This is a genomic window from Streptomyces otsuchiensis (assembly GCF_004305975.1).
Taxonomy (GTDB): domain Bacteria; phylum Actinomycetota; class Actinomycetes; order Streptomycetales; family Streptomycetaceae; genus Streptomyces; species Streptomyces otsuchiensis.
Genome location: NZ_BHZI01000089.1, coordinates 1 through 20180, shown reverse-complemented (window position 1 = coordinate 20180; position 20180 = coordinate 1). Strand labels below are relative to the sequence as shown.

Here is a 20180-nt window from a genome sequence, read left to right as displayed (position 1 = left end):
CCCCAGGCGTTCAGTCCGGCGCCCCAGTCCTTCTCCCCGGCACCCCAGGCGTTCTCGCCCCAGCAGCCCTCACGCCCCTCCTACGGGGGCCAGCAGCCCCCGCCGGGGCAGTACCAGGGCTACCAGGGGGCCGGCCAGCAGCAGCCCGCGCCGACGCCGACCGCCTACGTGCCGCAGCAGCAGGCCCAGCCTCCGCGTCAGCCCTACCAGCGGCAGCACCAGCCGGCCCCGCCCCAGCCGCAGTACGAGCAGCACCCCGAGCCGCAGCAGCAGAACCCGCTGCCCCGTCCCGCGGCGTACCCGGACCCGTACGCCCCTCAGCAGCCCTACCAGTACCCCGGCTCGGGCTACTGAGGTGCCGCCCCGGCCGACGGCCGGGACGACGGGTCAGACCTCCACGTCCTCCAGCACGCCCAGAGCGTCGGGAACGAGTACGGCGGCGGAGAAGTAGAGACTGACCAGATACGACATCACGGCCTGGTCGTTGATGCCCATGAACCGCACGTTCAGGCTGGGCTCGACCTCCTCCGGGATGCCACGCTGGTGGAGACCCACCACGCCCTGGTTCTCCTCACCGGTGCGCATCGCGAGCACCGAGGTGGTCCCGGCCGCGCTGACCGGGATCTTGTCGCAGGGGAGCAACGGGACCCCCCGCCAGGTGCGGACCGGACGGCCGTCCACCTCTCCGGACGGCGGCAGCAGCCCGCGGCTGCTGCACTCACGGCCGATCGCGGCGATCGCCCGCGGATGGGCGAGCAGGTACTGCGTCTTGCGGCGCCGCGCGAGAAGCCGGTCGAGGTCGTCCGGAGTCGGCGGACCGTGCGTGGTCCGCAGCCGCTGGCGCGGGTCGGCGTTGTGGAGCAGGCCGAACTCCCGGTTGTTGAGCATCTCGTGCTCCTGCCGCTCCCGCAGCGCCTCCACCGTCAGCCGCACCTGCTCCGCGACCTGGTCCATCGGCTCGCTGTACAGGTCGGCGACCCGCGTATGCACCCGCAGCACCGTCTGAGCCACACTCAGCTCGTACTCACGCGGAGCCACGTCGTAGTCCACGAACGTCCCCGGCAACTCCGGCTCACCCTCATGCCCCGAGGCGACGGCGATGTCGGTCTCGCCGCGCTTGTTCCGCGGTGGGCCGTCGGAGTCCCGGTGCTCCGCGAGACGGTCCCGCAGACCCGGTGCGCGGGCCGCGACGGAGCGGACGACCGACAGCGGCAGCACGAGCACCGTGCAGTGGGTCAGGGCCCGTACCTCGTGCGGCCACGCGGCGTCGTCGGCGAGGGCGTGCTCCCCGGCGAACTCACCGTCGCCGAGGACACCGAGATGGGTCTCGGTGCCGTACTCGCCCGGCACGATCCGGGCGGCCTTGCCGTGCGCCAGCAACAGCACCTCCTCCACCGGCGCGCCGTCGGCGGCCAGGGTGTCGCCCGGTGCGTACTCGCGCTGGACGCAGCCCTCGGCGAGCCCGCGCAGCGCCTGCGGATCGTCGTAGCCGGCCAGCGGGGGCAGTTCGGTGAGCTGGGCGGGGATGACCCGGAAGACACCGCCGTCGACGGCGAACTCGACGCGGCCGGTGCCCAGGGTGTGACTCAGCCGCCGGTTGACCCGGAACGTGCCCCCGGAGACCTGGACCCAGGGCAGCACCTTCAGCAGCCAGCGGGGGGTGATGCCCTGCATCTGCGGCGGGGTCTTGGTGGTCGAGGCGAGGTTGCCCGCCGCCTCGGTCGCCAGGCTGGACGACGGCGGCCCCGCCGTGGAGGGCGGGCCGGCGCCGGCGCCGGCCTGGGAGGGCACGGTCGGCGTGCCCGGCGGGGCGGGTGGAGAGACGGTCATGCGTCAGTGGCCTTTCGGTCTTTTGTCGGGGCGTCGCGGGGAGGAGTCAGAGGCCCGTCTCGACGTCCTCGAGAATTCCCAGCGCGTCCGGAACCAGAACGGCCGCGGAGTAGTAGGCGCTCACCAGATAGGAGATGACAGCCTTTTCGCTGATGCCCATGAAACGCACCGAAAGGCCGGGCTGGTACTCGTCCGGAATTCCGGTCCGGTGCAGACCGACGACGCCCTGCTGCTCACCGGTGCGCATCGCGAGCACCGAGGTGGTGCCGGCCGCGCTGACCGGGATCTTGTCGCAGGGAAGCAGCGGCACCCCGCGCCAGGACGGCACGGCGTGGCCGGAGAGTTCGACGGTGCCGGGGTAGAGACCGCGCTTGCTGCACTCACGGCCGATCGCGGCGATCGCCCGCGGATGGGCGAGCAGCACGCTCGGTTCCTTCCAGACGGTGGCGAGCAGCTCGTCGAGGTCGTCCGGGGTGGGCGCGCCCGCGCGGGTGTGGACACGCTGGCGCAGGTCGGCGTTGTGGAGCAGGCCGAACTCCCGGTTGTTGAGCATCTCGTGCTCCTGCCGCTCCCGCAGCGCCTCCACCGTCAGCCGCACCTGCTCCGCGACCTGGTCCATCGGCTCGCTGTACAGGTCGGCGACCCGCGTATGCACCCGCAGCACCGTCTGAGCCACACTCAGCTCGTACTCACGCGGAGCCACGTCGTAGTCCACGAACGTCCCCGGCAACTCCGGCTCACCCTCATGCCCCGAGGCCAGCGCGATGGCCGCCTCACCCGCGTCGTTGCGCTGCCCCGGGAGGGCGGCGCGGCGATTCGCGACATGCGTGCGCAGCGACTCTGCGCTGGCGGCGATCTCCTGGAACCGCTCCCGGGAGAGGGTGAGCACCGTTCCGCTGGTGAGGGCGGTCAGGGAGTGGTCCCAGCCACCGGCGGAGGCGTCGCCGAGGACCTGGTCCCCGTAGAAGTCGCCGTCCGCCAGGACCCGGATCTGGGTGTCGTTGTCGTAGGCGCCGGGCGCGGTCTCGCGGATCTTGCCGTGGGCGATCAGGAAGACACGGTCGGCGTCGCCTCCGGCGGCGGCCAGGACCTCGCCTGCGGCGAAGTCGCGCTGTTCGCAGGAGCCGGCGAGCTCCTGGAGCACGGCGGCGTCCTCGAACCCGGCCAGCGTGGGCAGCTCGCCGAGCTCGGCGGGGATGACGCGGACCTCGGCGCCGGTGGAGACGAACTCCACCCGGCCGTTGCCCAGGGTGTGGCTCTGCCGCCGGTTGACCCGGAACGTGCCCCCGGAGACCTGGACCCAGGGCAGCACCTTCAGCAGCCAGCGGGAGGTGATCCCCTGCATCTGCGGCGGGGTCTTGGTCGTGGTCGCGAGATTGCGCGCCGCGGCGGTCGCCAGGCTGAGCTGGGAGTGCGCGGAGTTCTCAGAAGCAGGTTCGACCGAGGTGGCCATGTGAAGTACCGCCAATCTGCGCGCCGTTACTGTGCTTCACGGGTCGTGCGTTGATGAATGTAGCGACACGGTTCACGCTCGGGCAATCACTCAAAAGTGCTGCAATCTGAGGATATAATTTACGCGAATGCGGGTATGTAGCGGCGATTTCAGGGGCGGCCGCGTTCCGCCCCCGGGCGGGCCCCGGGCACCCGCGGAGGCGTCGGGGGACGGCGGCGGTGGCCCGTTCGCGTCGGCGCCCGTCGCTCCCGCGCGCTACGGTGTTCCCGCCAGCACCCGCGCTCCCCCACCTGCCGCGCGGCCGCTGGCGGTACCTGTCGGCGCACGCAGTTTGGGGCACAACGGTTCATGGCAGAGGGCTCCGTCCAGGTGACGCACACCGGTACCTCGCGCTGGCGGCGCAGGACCGCGGTCTACCCCTCGATCAGTGAGGCCCTCGCCGCGGCCGCCGACGGCGACGTGCTCCACCTCGCCCCCGGCACGTACCGCGAGAACCTGGTGATCGACCAGGCGGTGACGGTGCGCGGCCCGGAGCGGGACGACGAGGGCCCCGCCCGTATCGCCCCCGCCGACGGGGTGCCGCTGACCGTGCGCGGCTCGGCGTCGCTCTCCCGCCTCCGGGTCGAGGGACAGGACCTCACGTCCCCGGCCGTCCTGATCGAGGCGAGCACTCCGGAACTGACGGGGCTGCGGGTCCACACCTCCTCCGCCGTCGGGGTCGAGGTGCGCGGCGGGGCACGGCCCACGGTGCGCGATGTGGTGATCGACAACGCGGCGGGCGGCGGGATAGCCGTGGCCGACGGCGGGGGCGGCATCTTCGAGCAGTGCGTCGTCCTGGCCACCGGCCGGCCCGGGGTGACGGTCCGTGGCCCCGCCCATCTGCGGCTCAGCGGCTGCCGCGTCGAACGGGCCGACGGCGCGGGGCTCTCGGTGAGCGGGGACGGCAGCGCGGTGGACGCCTCCGAGTGCCTGTTCACGGGCGTGCGCGGCGCCGGGGTACGGCTGGCCGACCGCGCCACCGCCCATCTGACCGACTGCGTGGTGCGCGCCACCTCGGGCGACGGCGTCACCCTGGAGACCGACGCGGTCCTCTCCCTCTCCGACAGCGAGGTGAGCGACGTCCCCGAGAACGCGCTGGACCTGCGGTCGCGTTCCGTCCTCACCCTGGTCCGTTCCACGGTGCGCCGGTTCGGCCGCAACGGCGTCTCGGTCTGGGACCCGGGCACCCACGCCGACGCCCATCACTGCCGCATCGCCGAGTCCACCGGCGACTATCCGGCGGTCTGGGTCAGTGACGGCGCCACCACCGTCCTGGAGGCCACCCACATCGAGGACGTGCCCGACGCGGTGTTCGTCCTCGACCGCGGCTCGCGTGCGGACGTCGTGGACAGCGAGATCAACCGCGTGCGCGGCTCGGCGGTGTCCGTCAGCGGCGGCGCCGCCGTACGGCTGGACGCCTGCCGGATCCGCGACGCCGCGACCGGGGTCTGGTTCCGCGACCCCGGGACGGGAGGCACCGTCACCGACTGCTCGGTCGACGAGGCGACCACCGGCATCATCGTCTCCAAGGAGGCCGACCCGGAGATACGGGACTGCACGGTGACCGCGCCCGCGGAGGCCGGCGTCTACGTCTCGGCGGGCGGACGCGGCACCTTCAGCGGCTGCCGGGTCACGGGGAGCCGGGGCTACGGATTCCACGTCACGGACGGGTGCCGCACGGCACTGGACCGCTGCCGTACCGAGCGCTGCGCTCGGGGCGGCTATGTGGTGGCCGAGGGGTCGGCGGTGCGCACCGAGTGCCGGAGCGACGAGAGCGCCACCGAGTCCGAGCCCGTGCCGCCCGCCCGTCCGCCGGCCGGCGCGGTGGCACCCGCCGGGGCGGCCGGCGGCGGCGGGGCGGCGGGCGGCATCGCTGTCGTCCCGCCGCGGCCGGCCGGGGCCCCGTCGGCGACGGCTCCCGCGGCCGCCACCGGTCGCGGCGACAGCGGTGAGACGGTGCCCCCGCCCCGGGAGGAGGAGCAGACCGAACGCCCCTCCGACGAGGTGCTCTCCGAACTCGACTCCCTCGTGGGGCTGGTGGGCGTCAAGCGGGAGGTACGCGCCCTGATCGACATGATCGAGGTCGGGCGCAGGCGCCAGAAGGCCGGGCTCAAGGCCGCCTCGGTGCGCCGGCACCTGGTCTTCACCGGCTCTCCGGGCACCGGCAAGACGACGGTGGCGCGCCTCTACGGGGAGATCCTGGCCGCGTTGAAGGTGCTGGAGCGCGGTCACCTGGTGGAGGTCTCCCGGGTGGATCTCGTCGGCGAGCACATCGGTTCGACCGCGCTGCGCACCCAGGAGGCGTTCGACCGGGCCCGGGGCGGAGTCCTGTTCATCGACGAGGCGTACGCGCTCTCGCCGGAGGACGCGGGCCGCGACTTCGGCCGCGAGGCCATCGACACCCTGGTCAAGCTCATGGAGGACCACCGGGACGAGGTGGTGGTGATCGTGGCCGGGTACACCGCGGAGATGGAACGGTTCCTCGACACCAACCCGGGTGTCGCCTCGCGTTTCTCCCGCACCATCACCTTCGGTGACTACTCCTCCGAGGAACTGCTCAGCATCATCGAGCAGCAGGCCTCGGAGCAGGAGTACACCCTGGGTGAGGGGACCACCGAGGCGCTGCTCGGCTATTTCGTGTCGTTGCCGCGCGGCCCGGCCTTCGGTAACGGGCGGACGGCCCGGCAGACCTTCGAGTCGATGGTGGAACGGCACGCGGGCCGGGTCGCGCAGCTCACCGACCCGAGCACCGAGCAGCTGTCGCTGCTCTACCCGGAGGACCTTCCGGCACGCCGCTGACGGGGCGTCGCCGACGGCACGCCGACCGCATGCCACTCACCGCGCTCCGACGCCCGCGCCGCACCGCCGGCCCCGGCGCGCCGCACTGCCCTCCCTGCCCGCCCTGCCCCGTGCTCGGCACTCAGGGCGGGGACGGCGCCTCCCCGCTCCCGTCCGGGTTCTTGACCGTCAGGTCGGCGACGGCGCCGCGCCCGTCCGGCGGGACGTCGTCCCCGGCGGCCACGCCCGCCCCCGGCGGCCGCTCCTCCCCGCGCAGCGCGTGACAGAGCAGGGCCCGCTCCCTGTCGTAGGCCGGGTCGGCGGCGTAGTCGCCGTGACCGAGGAGCGGTTCGGGCAGCGGGCACTGGAGGTTCCGGCCGTAGTGCAGGGGGTCCAGCAGCGGGCCGAGGTCCACGGGCCGGTCGTCCAGCCCGCGACCGCCGACCCCGACCGGCCCACCGATGGGGTCGGTGGCGCGCCAGAGGTTGCGCCAGCACGGAAGGTCGTCGCGCAGCAGCCGCAGCGCGTGCGGACCGAAGTACTTGGGGAACCAGCGACCGTACAGCCGGGCCAGCGGTGAGCCGTGGGTGAGCAGGGCGACCCTGCTGCGCGTCGGGGCGTCCAGCTGCCAGACGGCCGCCGCCGCCAGCACGCTGCCCTGGGAGTGGCCGGAGAGGACCACCCGGCCGCCGGTGGCGTCGACCCAGGTGCCGATCCGCCAGGAGAGGTCGGGGACGGCACGTTCGGCGTAGCACGGCGGCGCGAACGGATGGGCCGCACGGGGCCAGAAGGTGCCGACGTCCCACAGGATGCCGACGGTGCGGCGGGCGGCCGGATCCCGGTAGGCACGACGCCCCATGGCGACGACGACCAGCACGGCGGCGCTGAGCATCCAGGAACCGAAGGACTCGGAGAAGCCGGCGACCGCCGACAGCACAGCCGGTGCGTCGCCCGCGGCCTCGCTCGGGGTCCGTCCGGTGAGTCCGGCGCCCGCCACGGCGACCACACCGAGCAGGAGGGAGGCTCCCGCGAGCACTCCCACCACCGACGGCGCCGAGTCGGTGAGGCGGGCGCGGGCCACCGCACCGGCGACCCGCCCGCTGCGGTGCTCGTCCGGCGGGGCGCTCTCGCCGGGGTAGTTGGCGAGGACGGTCGGCGCGAGCCGGCGGCGGGTCCGTGCCACCCGGGCCACCGCGACCAGGCCGAGCACTCCGGCGACGGCGAGCAGGGACGGTATGGCGGCGGCCTGCCAGCTGAGCAGTACGGGCGCGCCGGGAATCGTGCCGGGGGCGGGGCTCAGCCAGTCGGCGACGCGCTGCGCCGCGCCGCCGGTGAGAGCGCCCGCCAGCCCGCAGGCGAGCAGGGCGACGGCCGGCCCGCCCAGGCCGGCCAGTGCGGTCCGGTCGGTGTCCCGGGCGAGGCGGTGCAGCCGGAGCGCCGCCAGCGCCAGGCCGGTGATCATCAGTCCCTGGAGCACGGTGACCGCGGGGAAGACCACGGTGCCGGGGAGGCTGCCCGCCGACTCCCAGCCGGGACGTTCCCACGACGCGTGCAGGGCGGTGAGGGCGAGCAGCACGGCGCACATGACGGGCAGGGCGGTGACCGCGCGGTGCGGCGGCGGGTCCTCGACCTCGACCTCGTTGCGGCCGTACCGGGTGACGAGCACCAGGACAGCGAGCGCGGCGGCGACGGTGAGCGCGGCCAGCGCCCAGCCGGAGGCGGCGAGCACGCCTCCGCCGTCAGGGCCGTGGTCCCGGCTCCAGGCGGCCGCCTGGAGGGCCGCGCAGACCGTCAGCAGCCCGGCAGCGGTGTGCGCGGCGCGGAGCCGGGAGACCAGACGGCGGCCGAACCAGAACCCGGGCATCTCCAGCGGCGCCGGCTCGCTGGTCCCGGGACGGACCCGCACCGGCGGGTAGGCGGACTCATAGGTGCTCCAGGTGCGGTGGGAGAGCCACCACAGCAGCACGGTCAGCCCCACGGGCAGCAGCGCGGCCAGCGCCAGTCTCCGCCCGGGGGCGCTCCACCACCCTCCGTCGGAGGCGAAGCCGAACCAGCTGGACCGCTCGGCGCAGCCCGGCACTCCGGCGCACTGCCAGGCGAAGAGGTCCAGCGCCACCACGCTCGCTCCGCTGACCAGCAGCACGGTGAGCGAGAGCGCGACGAGCCGCACCAGGGCGTCGTAGCAGCGGTGGGTTCGGCCGTGTCCGCGCACCGCCGGCCGCATCCAGTGCGTGACGTTCACGATCATGAAGGGGAGCAGCAGCAGCCAGAGCGCCCGCGCGCCGTTGCCCGAGGTGAGGTTGGACCAGCTGTAGGCCTCGCGCAGCGGGTCCCGGTCGTCCCAGGCGCGGTCCTCGGCGTCGTCGGTGCGGCGGTGGATGGACGCGGTGTCGTCGCCGGTGACGCGGACCGTCCGGGCGTCGCCGAGCATCCGCTGGGGTGTGGCGCCGCCCACTCCGTGCACCAGCAGCTCCACGGCCGGCCGTTCGCCACGGGCCCGGCGCTGTGCCGGTACCGAATCCCCCGCCATGGTCTGCGTCCCCTCGCGACGCCACCGCACCCGGTGTGCTCACCGGCCGGCGGCTGACTGGCCGTCACCTTCCCTGACACTTCTCCCGTACCGACCGTGCTCAATCCCCCACGAAGGGCTGAACCGGAGCGTGCGAGGATGACGCGGGGCGTCGGACACGCTGAGCGGAGGTCGGCCGGTGGACGGCAGAGCGAACCTGTTGGCCGGGCAGCGCCGTTCGCTGATCCTGGCGGAGGTCCGGCGAGCGGGCGGGGCACGGGTCAGTGAACTCACCGCGCTGCTGGGCGTCTCGGACATGACGGTGCGCCGGGACCTCGACGCGCTGGCGCGACAGGGTGCGCTGCGGAAGGTCCACGGCGGCGCGGTGGCCGCGGAGCAGGGCCCCGGACACGAGCCCGGCTTCGCCGCGAAGTCGGAGCTGCTGCCGGAGGCGAAGCGGCGCATCGCCCGGGTCGCGGCCACCGAGGTCCCGCCCGGCTCGGTGGTGGCGCTGTCGGCCGGCACCACCACGCACGCGGTCGCCCGGGAGCTGCTCGCGGTCCCGGAGCTGACGGTGGTGACCAACTCGCTGCCGGTCTCGGACGTCTTCCACGCGGCGCCCGGCGCCGGCGAACGGCCGGTGCCGGTGGTGCTGACCGGTGGGGTCAGGACACCGTCGGACGCCCTGGTGGGGCCGGTGGCCGACGCGGCGCTCGCCGCGCTCCACGTCGACGTGCTGCTGCTGGGCGCCCACGGGCTCGACGCACGGGCCGGGCTGACGACGCCCAACCTCGCCGAGGCGGAGACCAACCGGCATCTGGTGCGCTCCGCCCGCCGTGTCGTGGTCGTCGCCGACCACAGCAAGTGGGAGGCGGCGGGACTGCGTTCCTTCGCCACGCTGGCCCGGGTGGATGTGCTGGTCACCGACCGGGAGCCGCCGGGCGAGGCCCGCGCGGGGCTGGCCGCCTCGGGGACCGAGGTGGTGGTCGCCCGCTGAGCCGGGCGCGCCACCCGTGCGGCGGTCCAGATGGCCGGGAACCACCCGGGGGCCGCCGCCACCGGCCGGCCGGAGTCCGCCGCGCCCGCCCCCGCTCGCAAGGGCGCCGCGGCACCGGTCGCACGACGGCGGGGCGAGGCGCACCATGGGAAGGTCCGTGCCGCGAGGGCGCGGAGGGGACACCGTGCCCACGGCGGTGCCGTGGCGCCCCGGCACCATGGGCCGAAGGGCCGTCCGGGCGGGCTGCCACCCCGCGTCCGTGGAGGGCCGCGCGGCGCTGACCGGTACGCCGGGCGTCACGAACGGAGAGGAGCGTTCCATGTCGGACCAGGCCCGCGGGGACGATGTCTACCAGCCGCAGGAGGACGACGGCCGGGTGCCCGAGGGAGACGAGCCCGACCTGGAGAACACCCTCGACGAACGCGGGCTCGACGATCAGATGGCGGAGGGGTACTCCCCTCCGGAGCGCCCGCTGGCGGCCGACAGGTTCGGCACCACCGGGGAGGAGGAACGCGAGGGCGAGTCGCTGGAGCAGCGGCTCGCTCAGGAGATCCCCGACGTGGCCCCGCCGGACGACGACGCCATCGGCGATGTCACGGAGGGCGAGGGCGAGCCGCGTGAGGAGATCCGCGGCGAGGAACGCGCCGGAAGGCTCAACCCCGTGGACGACGAGACCGGGCGGCGGACCGACGTCTACGCCGAGGACGTGGGCATCGACGGCGGGGCGGCGTCCGCCGAGGAGGCAGCGGTGCACCTCGTGGACGAGCCGGAGGGGACGGACGGCGCGGACCGGGACGTCTGACCCTGGCGGGCCCGCCGGTGAGAAAGGGATTGCGTCCGGGCCGGCGGCTCACGTTGGCTGGCGGCATGCCCGAACTGTGTACCGCTCGCCTGACCCTGCGTCGTTGGCGCGCCTCCGACCTTCAACCCTGGGCGGCGATGAACGCCGATCCCGAGGTCCGCGAGCATCTGGGCGACCCGCTCACCCGCGCACAGAGCGATGCCTCGGTGGCCAGGTTCCAGGCCGAGTTCGACCAGCGGGGCTACGGGTGGTGGGCGGTCGAGACGCGGGCCGAGGGCGAGTTCATCGGCTTCGCGGGCTTGGACCGGGTGGATGAGGAGATGCCGTTCACCGGGGTGGAGATCGGCTGGAGGCTCGCCCGCTCAGCCTGGGGCCGGGGCTACGCCACGGAGGCCGCGCTGAGCGTCCTCGCCCATGGCTTCCGCGCTCTCGGGCTTCGCGAGATCCTCGCGGTGACCACGGCCACCAACTTTCGTTCGCAGGCCGTGATGCGCCGGATCGGTATGACCCGGGACCCGGCCGACGACTTCGACGCCCCGACCGTACCCGCCGGGCCACTGCGTCCCAACGTGCTCTACCGCGCGGCCCGGAGCTTGGGCGTCTGAACGTTCTCCACCCGTCGCTGCTGGCCAGGAGATCGGTCGGGTGACACCGGCGGTTCCGTGGCAGTGCGGCAGGCGGCTGGCAGGTGAGCCCCTCTTCCGGCCCTCGTCCCGGGAGGGCCCTACGGCCCGTTCCCCGTGGTCTGCTGTCCCCCGCGCTGAAGCAGGAGCGGGGCGGGGCCACGAGCGACGGCGCGTCCATCGTCCTGGTCGAATGGCACGGCGGCACGGCCGACCACCTCGCCACCCTCGACATCCGGCCGGGCCCGGCACACCGCTCGCCGTTCTCCTTTCGACCGGGCGGGTGATCCGGCCGCCTGCGAGGCGCGGTCCCGCCGCGCCGGCTCCCTATGCTCGGGACATGGCACTTCAGCGGATGGACAACGTCGCCATCGTCGTGGACGACCTGGACGCGGCTGTCGCGTTCTTCACCGAACTGGGCATGGAGATGGAGGGCAGGGCCCAGATCGAGGGGCTCTTCGCGGACAGGACCGTGGGGCTCGACGGCGTCCGGAGCGAGATCGCGATGATGCGGACCCCGGACGGCCACGGGAAGCTGGAGCTGACCACGTACCGCGCCCCCGCGGCGTCCGCCCCCGAACCGGAGAACCCTCCGCCCAACACCCTCGGCCTGCACCGCGTGATGTTCGCCGTCGACGACATCGACGACACCGTGACCCGGCTGCGGGGCCACGGCGCGGAACTCCTCGGGGAGGTGGCGGAGTACGAGAACGTCTTCCGGCTCTGCTACCTCCGCGGCCCGGCGGGCATCATCGTCGCCCTGGCCGAGGAGATCGGCTGACCCGGGCCCGGCCCGCGCGTCGGTCGCGCCTGGTCCGCGGTGCGCGCCGCCCGGGGAGAGCGGTTTTCTCACCCCTCCGGTGAGCCCGGCCGGCACGGGGAGGAGACTGGGACGGCAGCCGGGGTGGCTGTTCTGGCGTGGACGGGGTAGGCGGAGCTGATGATGCCGGAGCTCACAAAGGAAAGGTGCCTCCCCCGGACGGGGCGCGAACGAAGCGGGCCGGACCACACGGCCGCCGCGAGTCGCCCGCCGAGCGTCGGGGCCGCGTACGACGGGAGCGAGAACCTGGGCGAGGCCCGGGCGCTGGCGACAGGGTTCCTGGAGACCCTGCGCTCGGACGGCGGGGTCGACGTCTGCGCCGACACGGAGATACTGCTTCCGCTCGTGGTCAGCGAGCTGGTCACCAACGTGCACCGGTACGCTCCGGGGCCGCATCTGGTGGAGCTGACGGCGACGGACGGCCACGTCGAGGTGAGCGTGTGGGACACCGACCCGGTTCTCCCCACCGCCCGGGAGTGCGACCCCAAGCGTGTCGGCGGCCATGGGCTGGAGATCGTCGTGGCGGTGTGCTCCACGTTCCGGATGCGCCGCGAGAGCGTGGGGAAGCGCGTCACCGCCACCCTGCCGCTGCGCTCCGACGACGCTCCGCCCCCGGTCGCCACCGCCGCCCGGCCCGGCACCGCCGAGGGCTGAGAGCGTGCTTGAGTGGCGCCGCGCCCGGGACCACGTGCTGGTCCCGGGCGCGGCGCTCCGGGCGGTGCCGGACCGTACCGGGACGGCCCGGCGGCCGTCAGACGGTGTGCAGGGTCAGGTTGTAGCGCTGCAGGATCGGGTTGATCGGGTTGAAGACGGTCATGCTGGAGGAGCCGCAGCTGCCGCTGCCGCCGGAGTGCACGCCCTGGGCCTGGTCACCGGCGATGACGGAACCGCCGGAGTCGCCACCGGCGCTGCACGCGTTGGTGAAGGACATGCCGTTGGCGACGGCGCCGCCCGCGTACTGCACCGTCTGGTTGACGGCCGTCAGCGTGCCGCAGCGCCAGCCGGTGGTGGAGCCGGAACGGCAGATCGAGGACCCGACCGGCACGGCGGAGGAGCCGCGGACCAGGCGGTCCGGGATGGCGCCCCAGCCGAGGACGACCGGCTCGGTCCACCAGCCGCTGCCGACGTTGACCCAGGCCATGTCGCTGCCGGGCCAGACCCGGCCCTGGACGGTGCCGATGTGGGTGTTGTCCCAGCCGCGGACGGCCGCGCCCGCGTTGCCGCAGTGCCCGGCGGTGACGAAGCCGCCCCGCACGGAGAAGCCGATGGAACAGCGGGAGTTGCCGACGTAGAACGGGTCGCCGCCGACGATTCCGGCGGCGTCGGTGGTGATCGGCTCGTCGAGGGTCTCGACGCTGACCGGCCCGGCGGCGGTGGCCTCGGTGAGGAAGTCCCGCACGGCGGGGTCGTCCGCGTTCTCCTCGACGACCTGGATGACGATCTCGTTGGAGCGGACGTCCACACCCCAACTGGCTACACCGGCCGGCGCGTCGTCGGTCAGCTTGTCGATGTCGGCTTTGACGGCGTCGAGTTCGGCCGCGCTGTGGGCGACGCGTTCGGTGGTCGCTCCGGTCTTCTCGACGGCGGCGACGGCGCTGTCGTCGGTGACGGCGACGGTGAGGTCCCCGGAGGCCGGGTCGAACCAGCTGCCGGCGAAGGTGTCACCGGCCGCCTCCTCGGCGAGCGGGGCGAGTTCGGTGGCGTCCGCCTCCTGGGCGAGGCGGGTCAGTGCCTGGTCCTCGGTCAGGCCGAGGTCGCTCTGCATCGCCGCGATCAGGCCGGGTGACGCCGCCTCGTCGGCGGCGACGGCGGTGGAACCGGTGCCGACGGTGGCCAGACCGGCGGCGAGGAGCAGGGTGGACAGGCCGGCGCCGACGGTGCGACGGGTGACCCTGCCACGGGACATGCTGCGAGACATGGGGAGTGCCCTTCTCTTGTTCCTCAAGTGGGGTGGAACAGCGAAGGCCGGGAGCGCTCTCGAACCCGGGGGGAGCGTAGGAGTCGTGAAGGTCCCGCGTCTAGTACGTGGAGTCCCGGAACTCGGCCTGTGACGCGCCCGCTTGGCCTGAAGTGCGGGTGCGCCGGAAGTGGATCCGGGCACCGGGCGCGCCGTCGGGGTGTGCTCCACGGCGCCCGGTCGGACCCGGCACGCCCAGCTGGCCTCGGCGGCGCCCCGTAACGCCCCCGCGCCAGGCGATTTCCGGCAGTCGTCATCCGCGGACGGCCCGGGGCGCGGCGGTCACGGGAGGGGCTCGGCCCCGTCACGCCCCACCGGAACCACCGTCCCCACCCGCCCCACCGGTCACGACCATGGCGACCAGGATCAGCGCCAGCAGGGCGAGGTATGCGAACGAGTGGGCCCGGTCGGGCACCCGCGCCGGCAGGCGCCGCACTGCCGCGACGGTGGGCAACGCTCCGGCCAGCAGGGCGGCGCCCGCGATCACGTCGACGTATCCGAGCCGGCCCGCGCCTTCCGGCGCGGAGCTCGCCAGGGCATAGACGAGCGTCGCGCTGAGCGCGACGGGCACGGCGAGCGGATTGGCCATCGCGGTCGCCCGCGCCATGGGAAGCCCCCGGCGGCGCAGCAGCGGAACGGTCAGCACGCTCCCTCCGACGCCCAGCCCGGCGGCGACGACGCCGATTCCCGTTCCGCCCAGCACGGCGGCGGCCCGCGACAGCGGCCGGGGCTCCGGCACGGCGACCGAGAGGAAGCCCTTCCGTGCGAGAGCGTCGACGATCGTGACCGTGAGATAGCCGACGAAGAGCAGGCGCAGCAGCGCGCCGTCGACGGCGGTCGCGGCGACGGCGCCGATCACGGACCCCGCGCCGACGAACCCGGCCAGCGGCCAGAGGTAGTCGCGGCGCAGCCTCCCCTGCCGGTGGTGGGCCGCCGTGGCGGCGGTCGCGGTCACGAGCATCACCGCCGTGGAGGTGGCCACGGCGACGTGCATGGCCTCCGGCTGGCCCGCGGCGACGAGGCTGCCGTGGACGACCGGAACCGTGACGAAGCCGCCGCCCAGCCCGAAGAGGACGGTGGTGACCCCGGTGAGGCATCCGAAGAGGAACAGAACGAGGAAGAAGGTGAGCACGCGAAGACGCTAGTGACGGCGCCCGATGGCGGGCAATCGACTGATCGCCATGTCCTTACGCGTAGCCGACAGCAGCCGGTAGCATCGCGATGGTGCGCGACATTCCGGTGGCCGACGTCGACGCCCTCGACAGGGCGGTACTGGCGATCGGTACCGACTACCCCGACGATCACCTGCTCCCCTGGCACCAGCACCGCCGCGCCCAGGTGCTGTACGGCGCCACGGGTGTCATGCGGGTGGAGACCGCGGACGGCAGCTGGACCGTGCCGACCGCCCGCGCGGTGCTGGTCCCGCCGCGCACCGCGCACCAGGTCCGGATGAGCGGCGTCAGCACGCGCAGCCTGTACATCGAGCCCGCCGCGGTGCCGTGGTTCCCGGGCCGCTGCCGTGTCGCCGACGTCTCCGGCCTGCTGCGCGCGCTCATCCTGGAGGCGGTGGAGCTGGACACCGACTCCCCCGGGGACGCACAGCCCTCCGGGCTCGGCCCCGACCACGGGGGCCGGCGGGCGGCCGCTCTCGTCGAGCTCCTTTTGCACGAGCTCCGGCGGCTCGTTCCGCTTCCGCTCGACCTGCCGTTGCCCACGGACCCCCGGCTGCGCCGCCTGTGCGAGGCGTTCCTGGTGGACCCCGACATCCACCAGGCACCGGCCGGCTGGGCGGCGGAGCTGAACGTGAGCGAGCGGACGCTGGGCAGGATGTTCCACGCCGAGACGGGCCTGGCGTTCGCGCGGTGGCGCCTGCGTGCCTGTGTGCTCCACGCCGTGCAGCGGCTCGGGGCCGGCGAGCCGGTCTCCCGGGTGTCGGCGCGGCTGGGCTACGGCAGTCCGGCGGCGTTCAGCGCCGCGTTCAAGCGCCTCCTCGGCAGCCCTCCCTCGGCGTTCGCCGCGCGGGCGGACGGGCGCCCCCTGGGGTGAGGGGCCGTCTCACGGGCCCTTCGCACCGGTCAGCTCACGGCCTTCCTGACGAGGGCGGTGATCGCCCGCCGGGCCTCCTCGGTCAGTTCGGTGACGGCGTACGAGGTGGGCCAGAGTCCGCTGTCGTCGTCGAAGTTCGCCTCGGCGGTGAAGCCGAGGGTCGAGTAGCGCTCCTTGTCGGCGTGCCCGCTGCGGAAGAAGCACACCACCTTGCCCTTCCTGGCGTAGGCGGGCTGTCCGTACCAGAGCTTCGGCGCCAGCTCCGGTGCGTGGGTGGTGACGATGGCGTGGACGCGTTCGGCCACCGCACGGTCCGAATCGGCCATCTCCGCGATCTTCGACAGCACGTCGAGTTCGGCGGCGGCCGCCTTGTTGCCGCGGCCGCGGCTCGCCTCCACCTTCAGTTCGGCGGCGCGTTGCCTCATGGCGGCGCGTTCGTCGTCGGAGAAGCCGTCGGCTCCCTGGTCGCTGTGCTTTCCGGCGTTGGGGGTCATCGCTGTCGCTCTCCTGCTGGTGGTCGGCGTGAAGTGGCTCTGACGCTAGCCGGGGAGAGCGGCGCCCGCTTCTCGAATCCTGACCGGTCCGCGCCCCTCCGCAGGGCCGGCCGGTGACGCGGCGGCGTCACCGGCTCGTTGCGTCCGGTCACTCTCGCGGGCACGGGCCAGCCGGGACAACTACGCTGTGGACATGTTCCGTTTCTCATCGTGGTCACTCGTGGAGGAAACCCGTGTCATCGCCCTTTGACCCCCAGAACGCTCCCGTCGGTGACGTGGGTGCGGCTCTGCTGATGATCGACTCACGACTCAAGAGCATCCACGCGGGCAAGGGAGAGACCGACCCCGAACAGCGCGAACTCATCGAGCAGTTCACCGGTTCGCTGGGGCCCGCCGGCGCCAACGACGTCCTGGACGGCGCGTGCACGCTCATCTACATGTTCACGACGTGGCTGCGCCAGGCACACGAACACCAGGACAAGGACGTCATCGAGTACGTGGTGCCCACCCTGGTGGCGACGATGCGCATGATGCCCAAGAGCGTCCGCCCCGAGGCCATCCCGACCATGGCCGGCCTGGTCATCGCCGCGGCGAACGGCCTGAGTCCGGACGCCTGGCGCAAGCAGTACGGGTTCTGGACCGAGGCCGAGATGACCCCGCTGGAGGTCACCGCCTTTCTGCTCGCGGACCACATCAACCGGCTGACGGGCGACGCCGACTTCGCCACCCGCCTGATCTGCGACGCTCTCTCCAGCGCCGGTGACGGGTGAGAGATGACCGGTGAGGGGTGACCGGTGACCGGTGGCCGGTGCCCGGTGTCGGCACGGAGCGTCAACCGGTCATGCCACCGGCGAAGGGCGTCGCCCGCCACTGGTCGACCGACGGGGTGAGGTAGTCGACCAGATCGGGCAGTTGCGGTGCGAGCGCCAGGGTGGTGATGGCCCGCAGCATCCCGACGGCGTTGACGAAGCCCAGCACGCCGTCGTCGAGGGGTCTCGTGCCGTTGCGCTTCGCTCCGCGGTCGTAGGCGGCCACGTGTTCTCGGCCGAGAGCGGCCAGGTCCCACTCGACGGGCCCCAGTGTCACCAGCTCGAAGTCGGAGAAGAGGTCCCGGTCCGCCCCGTGGAAGATGTTGGCGGGCGGGGAGTCACCGTGGACGGGCTGGATGTCGATGCCCGGGAACGCCCGCGTGAACGCCGCGCGGGAGCGCACGAGCGGTTCGAGGATCCGCCACTCGCGGCGCGCGCGGTCCAGGTCGGTCGCGTCGACGAAGCCGGGCAGCCGTTCGAGCATGGCCAGGCCCTCGGTGAGGAACCCGGGATCGGCCGCTGACAGAAAGGTCAGCGGGCCCGGGTAGCCGCGCATGGCCGCGTGCAGTTCGGCGACGCGCTCGGCGTTGGCGACGTAGTCCGGCTCCCGGTCCGGGTCCTCCTCGACGTACTGCCAGAACGTCGCCGAGAAGCCGTCGCGCTGGACCGGCCGCCGTGGCACGCGCGGGCTGGGCGGGATCACCGGGGTCCCCTGGTCGGCGAGCCACCGCGCCACGTCGAGCTCCGCCTGCTGGCGGTGCGCGAGGGTGTCGGGCGTCTCGGAGGGCGGCAGGACGGTGGGGACGCGGGCCACCACCGGCGCGGGTGCGAGGTGGACGACGACGGAGAAGAGGTCGTGTACCACCGTGGCGTCGGTCACCGTCACTCCGAGGTCGCGCGCCGCTCCCACGGCGGCGTCGAGCGCGGCGGCGGTGCGCCGGGCGAGTTCGCGCGGCGTCAGGAAACGGGTCATGGATCAGTCCTCTGGTTCGTTGGCGTGGTTGGCCCGGTCGTTCCGGGGTCGGGCCGGGGTCGTTCCGGTCGTGCCGGTGCCTCGGCTTGGGCGGACGTCCCAGCCGTCCGGCATTCCCGGTTCAGCGTCTGCGGCCGGCGCACAGCTCCAGCCGCTCCCCCGCGAAGCGCTGACGGAAACGACGGTCGTGCGAGACGGCGACCACCGCTCCCGGGTAGGCCGCGAGGGCGGTCTCCAGGTCCTGTACCAGGTCGAGCGCGAGGTGGTTGGTCGGCTCGTCCAGGACGAGCAGGTCCGCCGGCCGGGTCACCAGCCTGGCGAGCTGCAACCGCCGTTGCTGCCCGGCGGACAGCGCGGTGACGGGGACGCCCAGGTCGTCCTCACGGAACAGGCCCAGCGCCAGGAGCTGATCGGCGTGTTCCGGTGGCGCGCCGGGTCGCCCGGCCGCGAACGCCGCGAGGAGGGTGAGCCGTGCGGGGCGCGCGGGCAGTTCCTGTGCGAGGTGGCCGATCCGGCCCCGGCGGCGCACCGCACCCGTCCGCGGTTCGACCTCGCCCGCCAGGACCCGGAGCAGCGTGGTCTTGCCGGCTCCGTTCGCTCCGGTGACCAGCAGCCGCTGGCCGGGGGCGACGGACAGCACCCCGTCCAGACGCAGGCGCTCACCGACACTCACGCCCTCCAGCTCGACCAACGGGCCGTCGACGGCGGTCGCGGCGTCCGCCGCCGTCGGCATGGCGAAGCGCAGCGGTTCGGGGGGCTCCGCCACCGGGTCGCGCCGGAGATCGGCCAGCCGCTCCCGGGCGGCCCGCACCTGCCCGCCCAGCTTCGCGTCGTGCGAGCGGCGGTGTTTGCCGAAGCCCTGCCGTGGGTCCTTGCCGGTCGTGGCCAGTCGGGTCCCCGCCGCGCCGACCAGCCTCTCGGCCCGGTCGACCTTCTCTGCCCACTCCGCGTACTCCTGTCGGGCGCGCCGGCGAGCGGCGTCCTTCGCGGCCCGGTAGCCGGCCCAGCCGTCGCCGTAGCGGTGCACCGCGCGGGTGTCCCGGTCGACCTCCAGGAGGGTGGTGGCGACCCGCTCCAGAAAGCCGCGGTCGTGGGTGACCGCGACGACGGTGCCGGGGTGCGCGCGCAGCCGGTCCTCCAGCCAGCGGAGGGCGGCGGCGTCGAGATGGTTGGTCGGTTCGTCGAGGAGCAGCAGCTCGGGCGCTGCGGCCAGCACGCAGGCGAGGGCGAGCCGTGACTGCTCGCCGCCGGAGAGGGAGCCGAGTGCGCGGTCGCGGGGGATCGCGCCCAGGCCGAGGCCGTGCAGGGCGGCGTCCACCCGGAGGTCCGCGTCATAGCCGCCGCGGTCCTCGTACGCGGTCAGCAGCTCGCCGTACGCGGCGAGTTCGTCCGGGGAGGCGTCGCCCAGACGCTGCTCCACCAGTCGCAACCGGCGCTCCATCGACCGCAGTTCGGCCAGCGCACGGTCGACGGCGTCCCGCACGGTGTGCTGGGGGTCCAGGTCAGGGGTCTGCGGGAGGTAGCCGGTGCCGCCGGGGAACACCACGGTGATCTCCCCGGAGTCCGGTGTCTCGACCGCCGCCAGCAGCCGCAGGAGGGTCGACTTCCCGGAGCCGTTCTCGCCGATGACGGCGGCCTTCTCTCCGGGGCGGACGGCGAAGCCGACCTGGTCGAGGACCGTCCGGTCGCCGTACGTCCTGGTGAGGTCTCTGACCGACAGCTGCGCGACGGCGGCGGGCACGGCCGCGGGCACGGCGGCGAGGGCGCGTTCGGGCATGGGGCGTTCCCAGGGGGTGCGAGGTGTTCACGGGCGGGGGTACTGGTGGCGGCGCGGGCCGCGCCCGGGGTCAGGGAATGCGGAAGGAGGCCATACCCTCACCATAACAAGACGATCCGTCTCGTCTCCACTCGTTTTCGCGACGCCCCCGTGCCCCCCTTCCCCCACTCCGGCTGCGGAGGGCGCCCAGCGTGAGAGGTTCCCCGGCCCCCGGGGCGTCCTCGACCACGGTCCGGCACCGGAGAGCGGGCGCGGGACGAAGCGGCCCCGCGG

16 protein-coding genes and 1 pseudogene are annotated in these 20180 nt (G+C 73.8%); 9 read left to right on the top strand and 8 right to left on the bottom strand.

What is annotated here, in order from left to right:
• Window positions 1-354: pseudogene (locus tag E0D90_RS26570) on the top strand (hypothetical protein); the annotation flags it as partial.
• A 33-nt stretch (window positions 355-387) separates the two neighbouring features.
• Here the strand turns inward: E0D90_RS26570 and E0D90_RS10975 are convergent.
• Window positions 388-1830 carry a family 2B encapsulin nanocompartment shell protein gene (locus tag E0D90_RS10975; RefSeq protein ID WP_103502714.1) on the bottom strand — a complete coding sequence of 481 codons (1443 nt, stop codon included), beginning with the start codon at window positions 1828-1830 and terminating at the stop codon, window positions 388-390.
• A 46-nt stretch (window positions 1831-1876) separates the two neighbouring features.
• Window positions 1877-3283 (bottom strand): family 2B encapsulin nanocompartment shell protein, encoded by a 1407-nt coding sequence (locus tag E0D90_RS10970; RefSeq protein WP_130797612.1) that lies wholly within the window; start codon window positions 3281-3283, stop codon window positions 1877-1879.
• A gap of 348 nt (window positions 3284-3631) precedes the next feature.
• Between E0D90_RS10970 and E0D90_RS10965 the strand changes: the two genes are divergently transcribed.
• Window positions 3632-6121 (top strand): right-handed parallel beta-helix repeat-containing protein, encoded by a 2490-nt coding sequence (locus E0D90_RS10965; RefSeq protein WP_130797610.1) that lies wholly within the window; start codon window positions 3632-3634, stop codon window positions 6119-6121.
• A 121-nt stretch (window positions 6122-6242) separates the two neighbouring features.
• Here the strand turns inward: E0D90_RS10965 and E0D90_RS10960 are convergent, their stop codons facing one another.
• Window positions 6243-8630: a hypothetical protein gene (locus E0D90_RS10960; protein WP_130797608.1), complete on the bottom strand. Its 2388-nt coding sequence runs from the start codon at window positions 8628-8630 to the stop codon at window positions 6243-6245.
• 178 nt (window positions 8631-8808) lie between these two features.
• Here E0D90_RS10960 and E0D90_RS10955 point away from each other — a divergent pair, with 178 nt between their 5' ends.
• The 5 genes from E0D90_RS10955 (at window position 8809) to E0D90_RS27350 (ending at window position 12505) form a co-directional block, all read left to right on the top strand.
• Window positions 8809-9606, top strand: a complete 798-nt coding sequence (locus E0D90_RS10955; RefSeq protein ID WP_103500452.1) for a DeoR/GlpR family DNA-binding transcription regulator — start codon at window positions 8809-8811, stop codon at window positions 9604-9606.
• 319 nt (window positions 9607-9925) lie between these two features.
• Entirely contained in the window at window positions 9926-10408 is a 483-nt protein-coding gene (locus E0D90_RS10950) for a DUF5709 domain-containing protein (RefSeq protein ID WP_130797606.1), read from the top strand.
• A 65-nt stretch (window positions 10409-10473) separates the two neighbouring features.
• The gene (locus E0D90_RS10945) at window positions 10474-11013 is read left to right on the top strand and encodes a GNAT family N-acetyltransferase (RefSeq protein WP_130797604.1); all 540 of its coding nucleotides are present in this window, start codon (window positions 10474-10476) and stop codon (window positions 11011-11013) included.
• A 358-nt stretch (window positions 11014-11371) separates the two neighbouring features.
• A complete protein-coding gene (locus E0D90_RS10935; protein WP_130797600.1) occupies window positions 11372-11812 on the top strand; it encodes a VOC family protein in 441 nt (146 codons plus the stop codon).
• Between the two features lie 162 nt (window positions 11813-11974).
• The gene (locus E0D90_RS27350; RefSeq protein WP_174856181.1) at window positions 11975-12505 is read left to right on the top strand and encodes an ATP-binding protein; all 531 of its coding nucleotides are present in this window, start codon (window positions 11975-11977) and stop codon (window positions 12503-12505) included.
• A gap of 97 nt (window positions 12506-12602) precedes the next feature.
• On the opposite strand, the gene E0D90_RS10925 is transcribed toward E0D90_RS27350, so the two are convergent.
• Window positions 12603-13769, bottom strand: coding sequence for a S1 family peptidase (locus tag E0D90_RS10925; protein ID WP_227870130.1), 1167 nt, complete (start codon window positions 13767-13769; stop codon window positions 12603-12605).
• A 343-nt stretch (window positions 13770-14112) separates the two neighbouring features.
• A complete protein-coding gene (locus E0D90_RS10920; RefSeq protein WP_130797598.1) occupies window positions 14113-14940 on the bottom strand; it encodes a sulfite exporter TauE/SafE family protein in 828 nt (275 codons plus the stop codon).
• A 92-nt stretch (window positions 14941-15032) separates the two neighbouring features.
• Here E0D90_RS10920 and E0D90_RS10915 point away from each other — a divergent pair, with 92 nt between their 5' ends.
• Window positions 15033-15854, top strand: a complete 822-nt coding sequence (locus tag E0D90_RS10915; protein WP_130797596.1) for an AraC family transcriptional regulator — start codon at window positions 15033-15035, stop codon at window positions 15852-15854.
• A 29-nt stretch (window positions 15855-15883) separates the two neighbouring features.
• On the opposite strand, the gene E0D90_RS10910 is transcribed toward E0D90_RS10915, so the two are convergent.
• On the bottom strand, window positions 15884-16348 hold the full coding sequence (locus E0D90_RS10910) for a DUF1801 domain-containing protein (RefSeq protein WP_130797594.1): 465 nt from the start codon (window positions 16346-16348) through the stop codon (window positions 15884-15886).
• A 233-nt stretch (window positions 16349-16581) separates the two neighbouring features.
• Here E0D90_RS10910 and E0D90_RS10905 point away from each other — a divergent pair, with 233 nt between their 5' ends.
• Window positions 16582-17118: a hypothetical protein gene (locus tag E0D90_RS10905; protein ID WP_130797592.1), complete on the top strand. Its 537-nt coding sequence runs from the start codon at window positions 16582-16584 to the stop codon at window positions 17116-17118.
• A 61-nt stretch (window positions 17119-17179) separates the two neighbouring features.
• On the opposite strand, the gene E0D90_RS10900 is transcribed toward E0D90_RS10905, so the two are convergent.
• Window positions 17180-18130 carry a phosphotransferase gene (locus E0D90_RS10900; RefSeq protein WP_103500732.1) on the bottom strand — a complete coding sequence of 317 codons (951 nt, stop codon included), beginning with the start codon at window positions 18128-18130 and terminating at the stop codon, window positions 17180-17182.
• Window positions 18131-18251: 121 nt separating this feature from the next.
• Window positions 18252-19907, bottom strand: a complete 1656-nt coding sequence (gene abc-f, locus E0D90_RS10895; RefSeq protein ID WP_130797590.1) for a ribosomal protection-like ABC-F family protein — start codon at window positions 19905-19907, stop codon at window positions 18252-18254.
• Window positions 19908-20180 lie beyond the last annotated feature (273 nt).

Excerpts from the sequence above, each read along its gene's own strand:
- E0D90_RS10950 (WP_130797606.1), top strand. The coding sequence starts at position 9,926 with ATGTCGGACCAGGCCCGCGGGGACGATGTCTACCAGCCGCAGGAGGAC.
- E0D90_RS10900 (WP_103500732.1), bottom strand. The coding sequence starts at position 18,130 with ATGACCCGTTTCCTGACGCCGCGCGAACTCGCCCGGCGCACCGCCGCC.
- E0D90_RS27350 (WP_174856181.1), top strand. The coding sequence starts at position 11,975 with ATGCCGGAGCTCACAAAGGAAAGGTGCCTCCCCCGGACGGGGCGCGAA.
- E0D90_RS10935 (WP_130797600.1), top strand. The coding sequence starts at position 11,372 with ATGGCACTTCAGCGGATGGACAACGTCGCCATCGTCGTGGACGACCTG.
- E0D90_RS10960 (WP_130797608.1), bottom strand. The coding sequence starts at position 8,630 with ATGGCGGGGGATTCGGTACCGGCACAGCGCCGGGCCCGTGGCGAACGG.
- E0D90_RS10925 (WP_227870130.1), bottom strand. The coding sequence starts at position 13,769 with ATGTCTCGCAGCATGTCCCGTGGCAGGGTCACCCGTCGCACCGTCGGC.
- E0D90_RS10970 (WP_130797612.1), bottom strand. The coding sequence starts at position 3,283 with ATGGCCACCTCGGTCGAACCTGCTTCTGAGAACTCCGCGCACTCCCAG.
- E0D90_RS10975 (WP_103502714.1), bottom strand. The coding sequence starts at position 1,830 with ATGACCGTCTCTCCACCCGCCCCGCCGGGCACGCCGACCGTGCCCTCC.
- E0D90_RS10945 (WP_130797604.1), top strand. The coding sequence starts at position 10,474 with ATGCCCGAACTGTGTACCGCTCGCCTGACCCTGCGTCGTTGGCGCGCC.
- E0D90_RS10965 (WP_130797610.1), top strand. The coding sequence starts at position 3,632 with ATGGCAGAGGGCTCCGTCCAGGTGACGCACACCGGTACCTCGCGCTGG.
- abc-f (WP_130797590.1), bottom strand. The coding sequence starts at position 19,907 with ATGCCCGAACGCGCCCTCGCCGCCGTGCCCGCGGCCGTGCCCGCCGCC.
- E0D90_RS10910 (WP_130797594.1), bottom strand. The coding sequence starts at position 16,348 with ATGACCCCCAACGCCGGAAAGCACAGCGACCAGGGAGCCGACGGCTTC.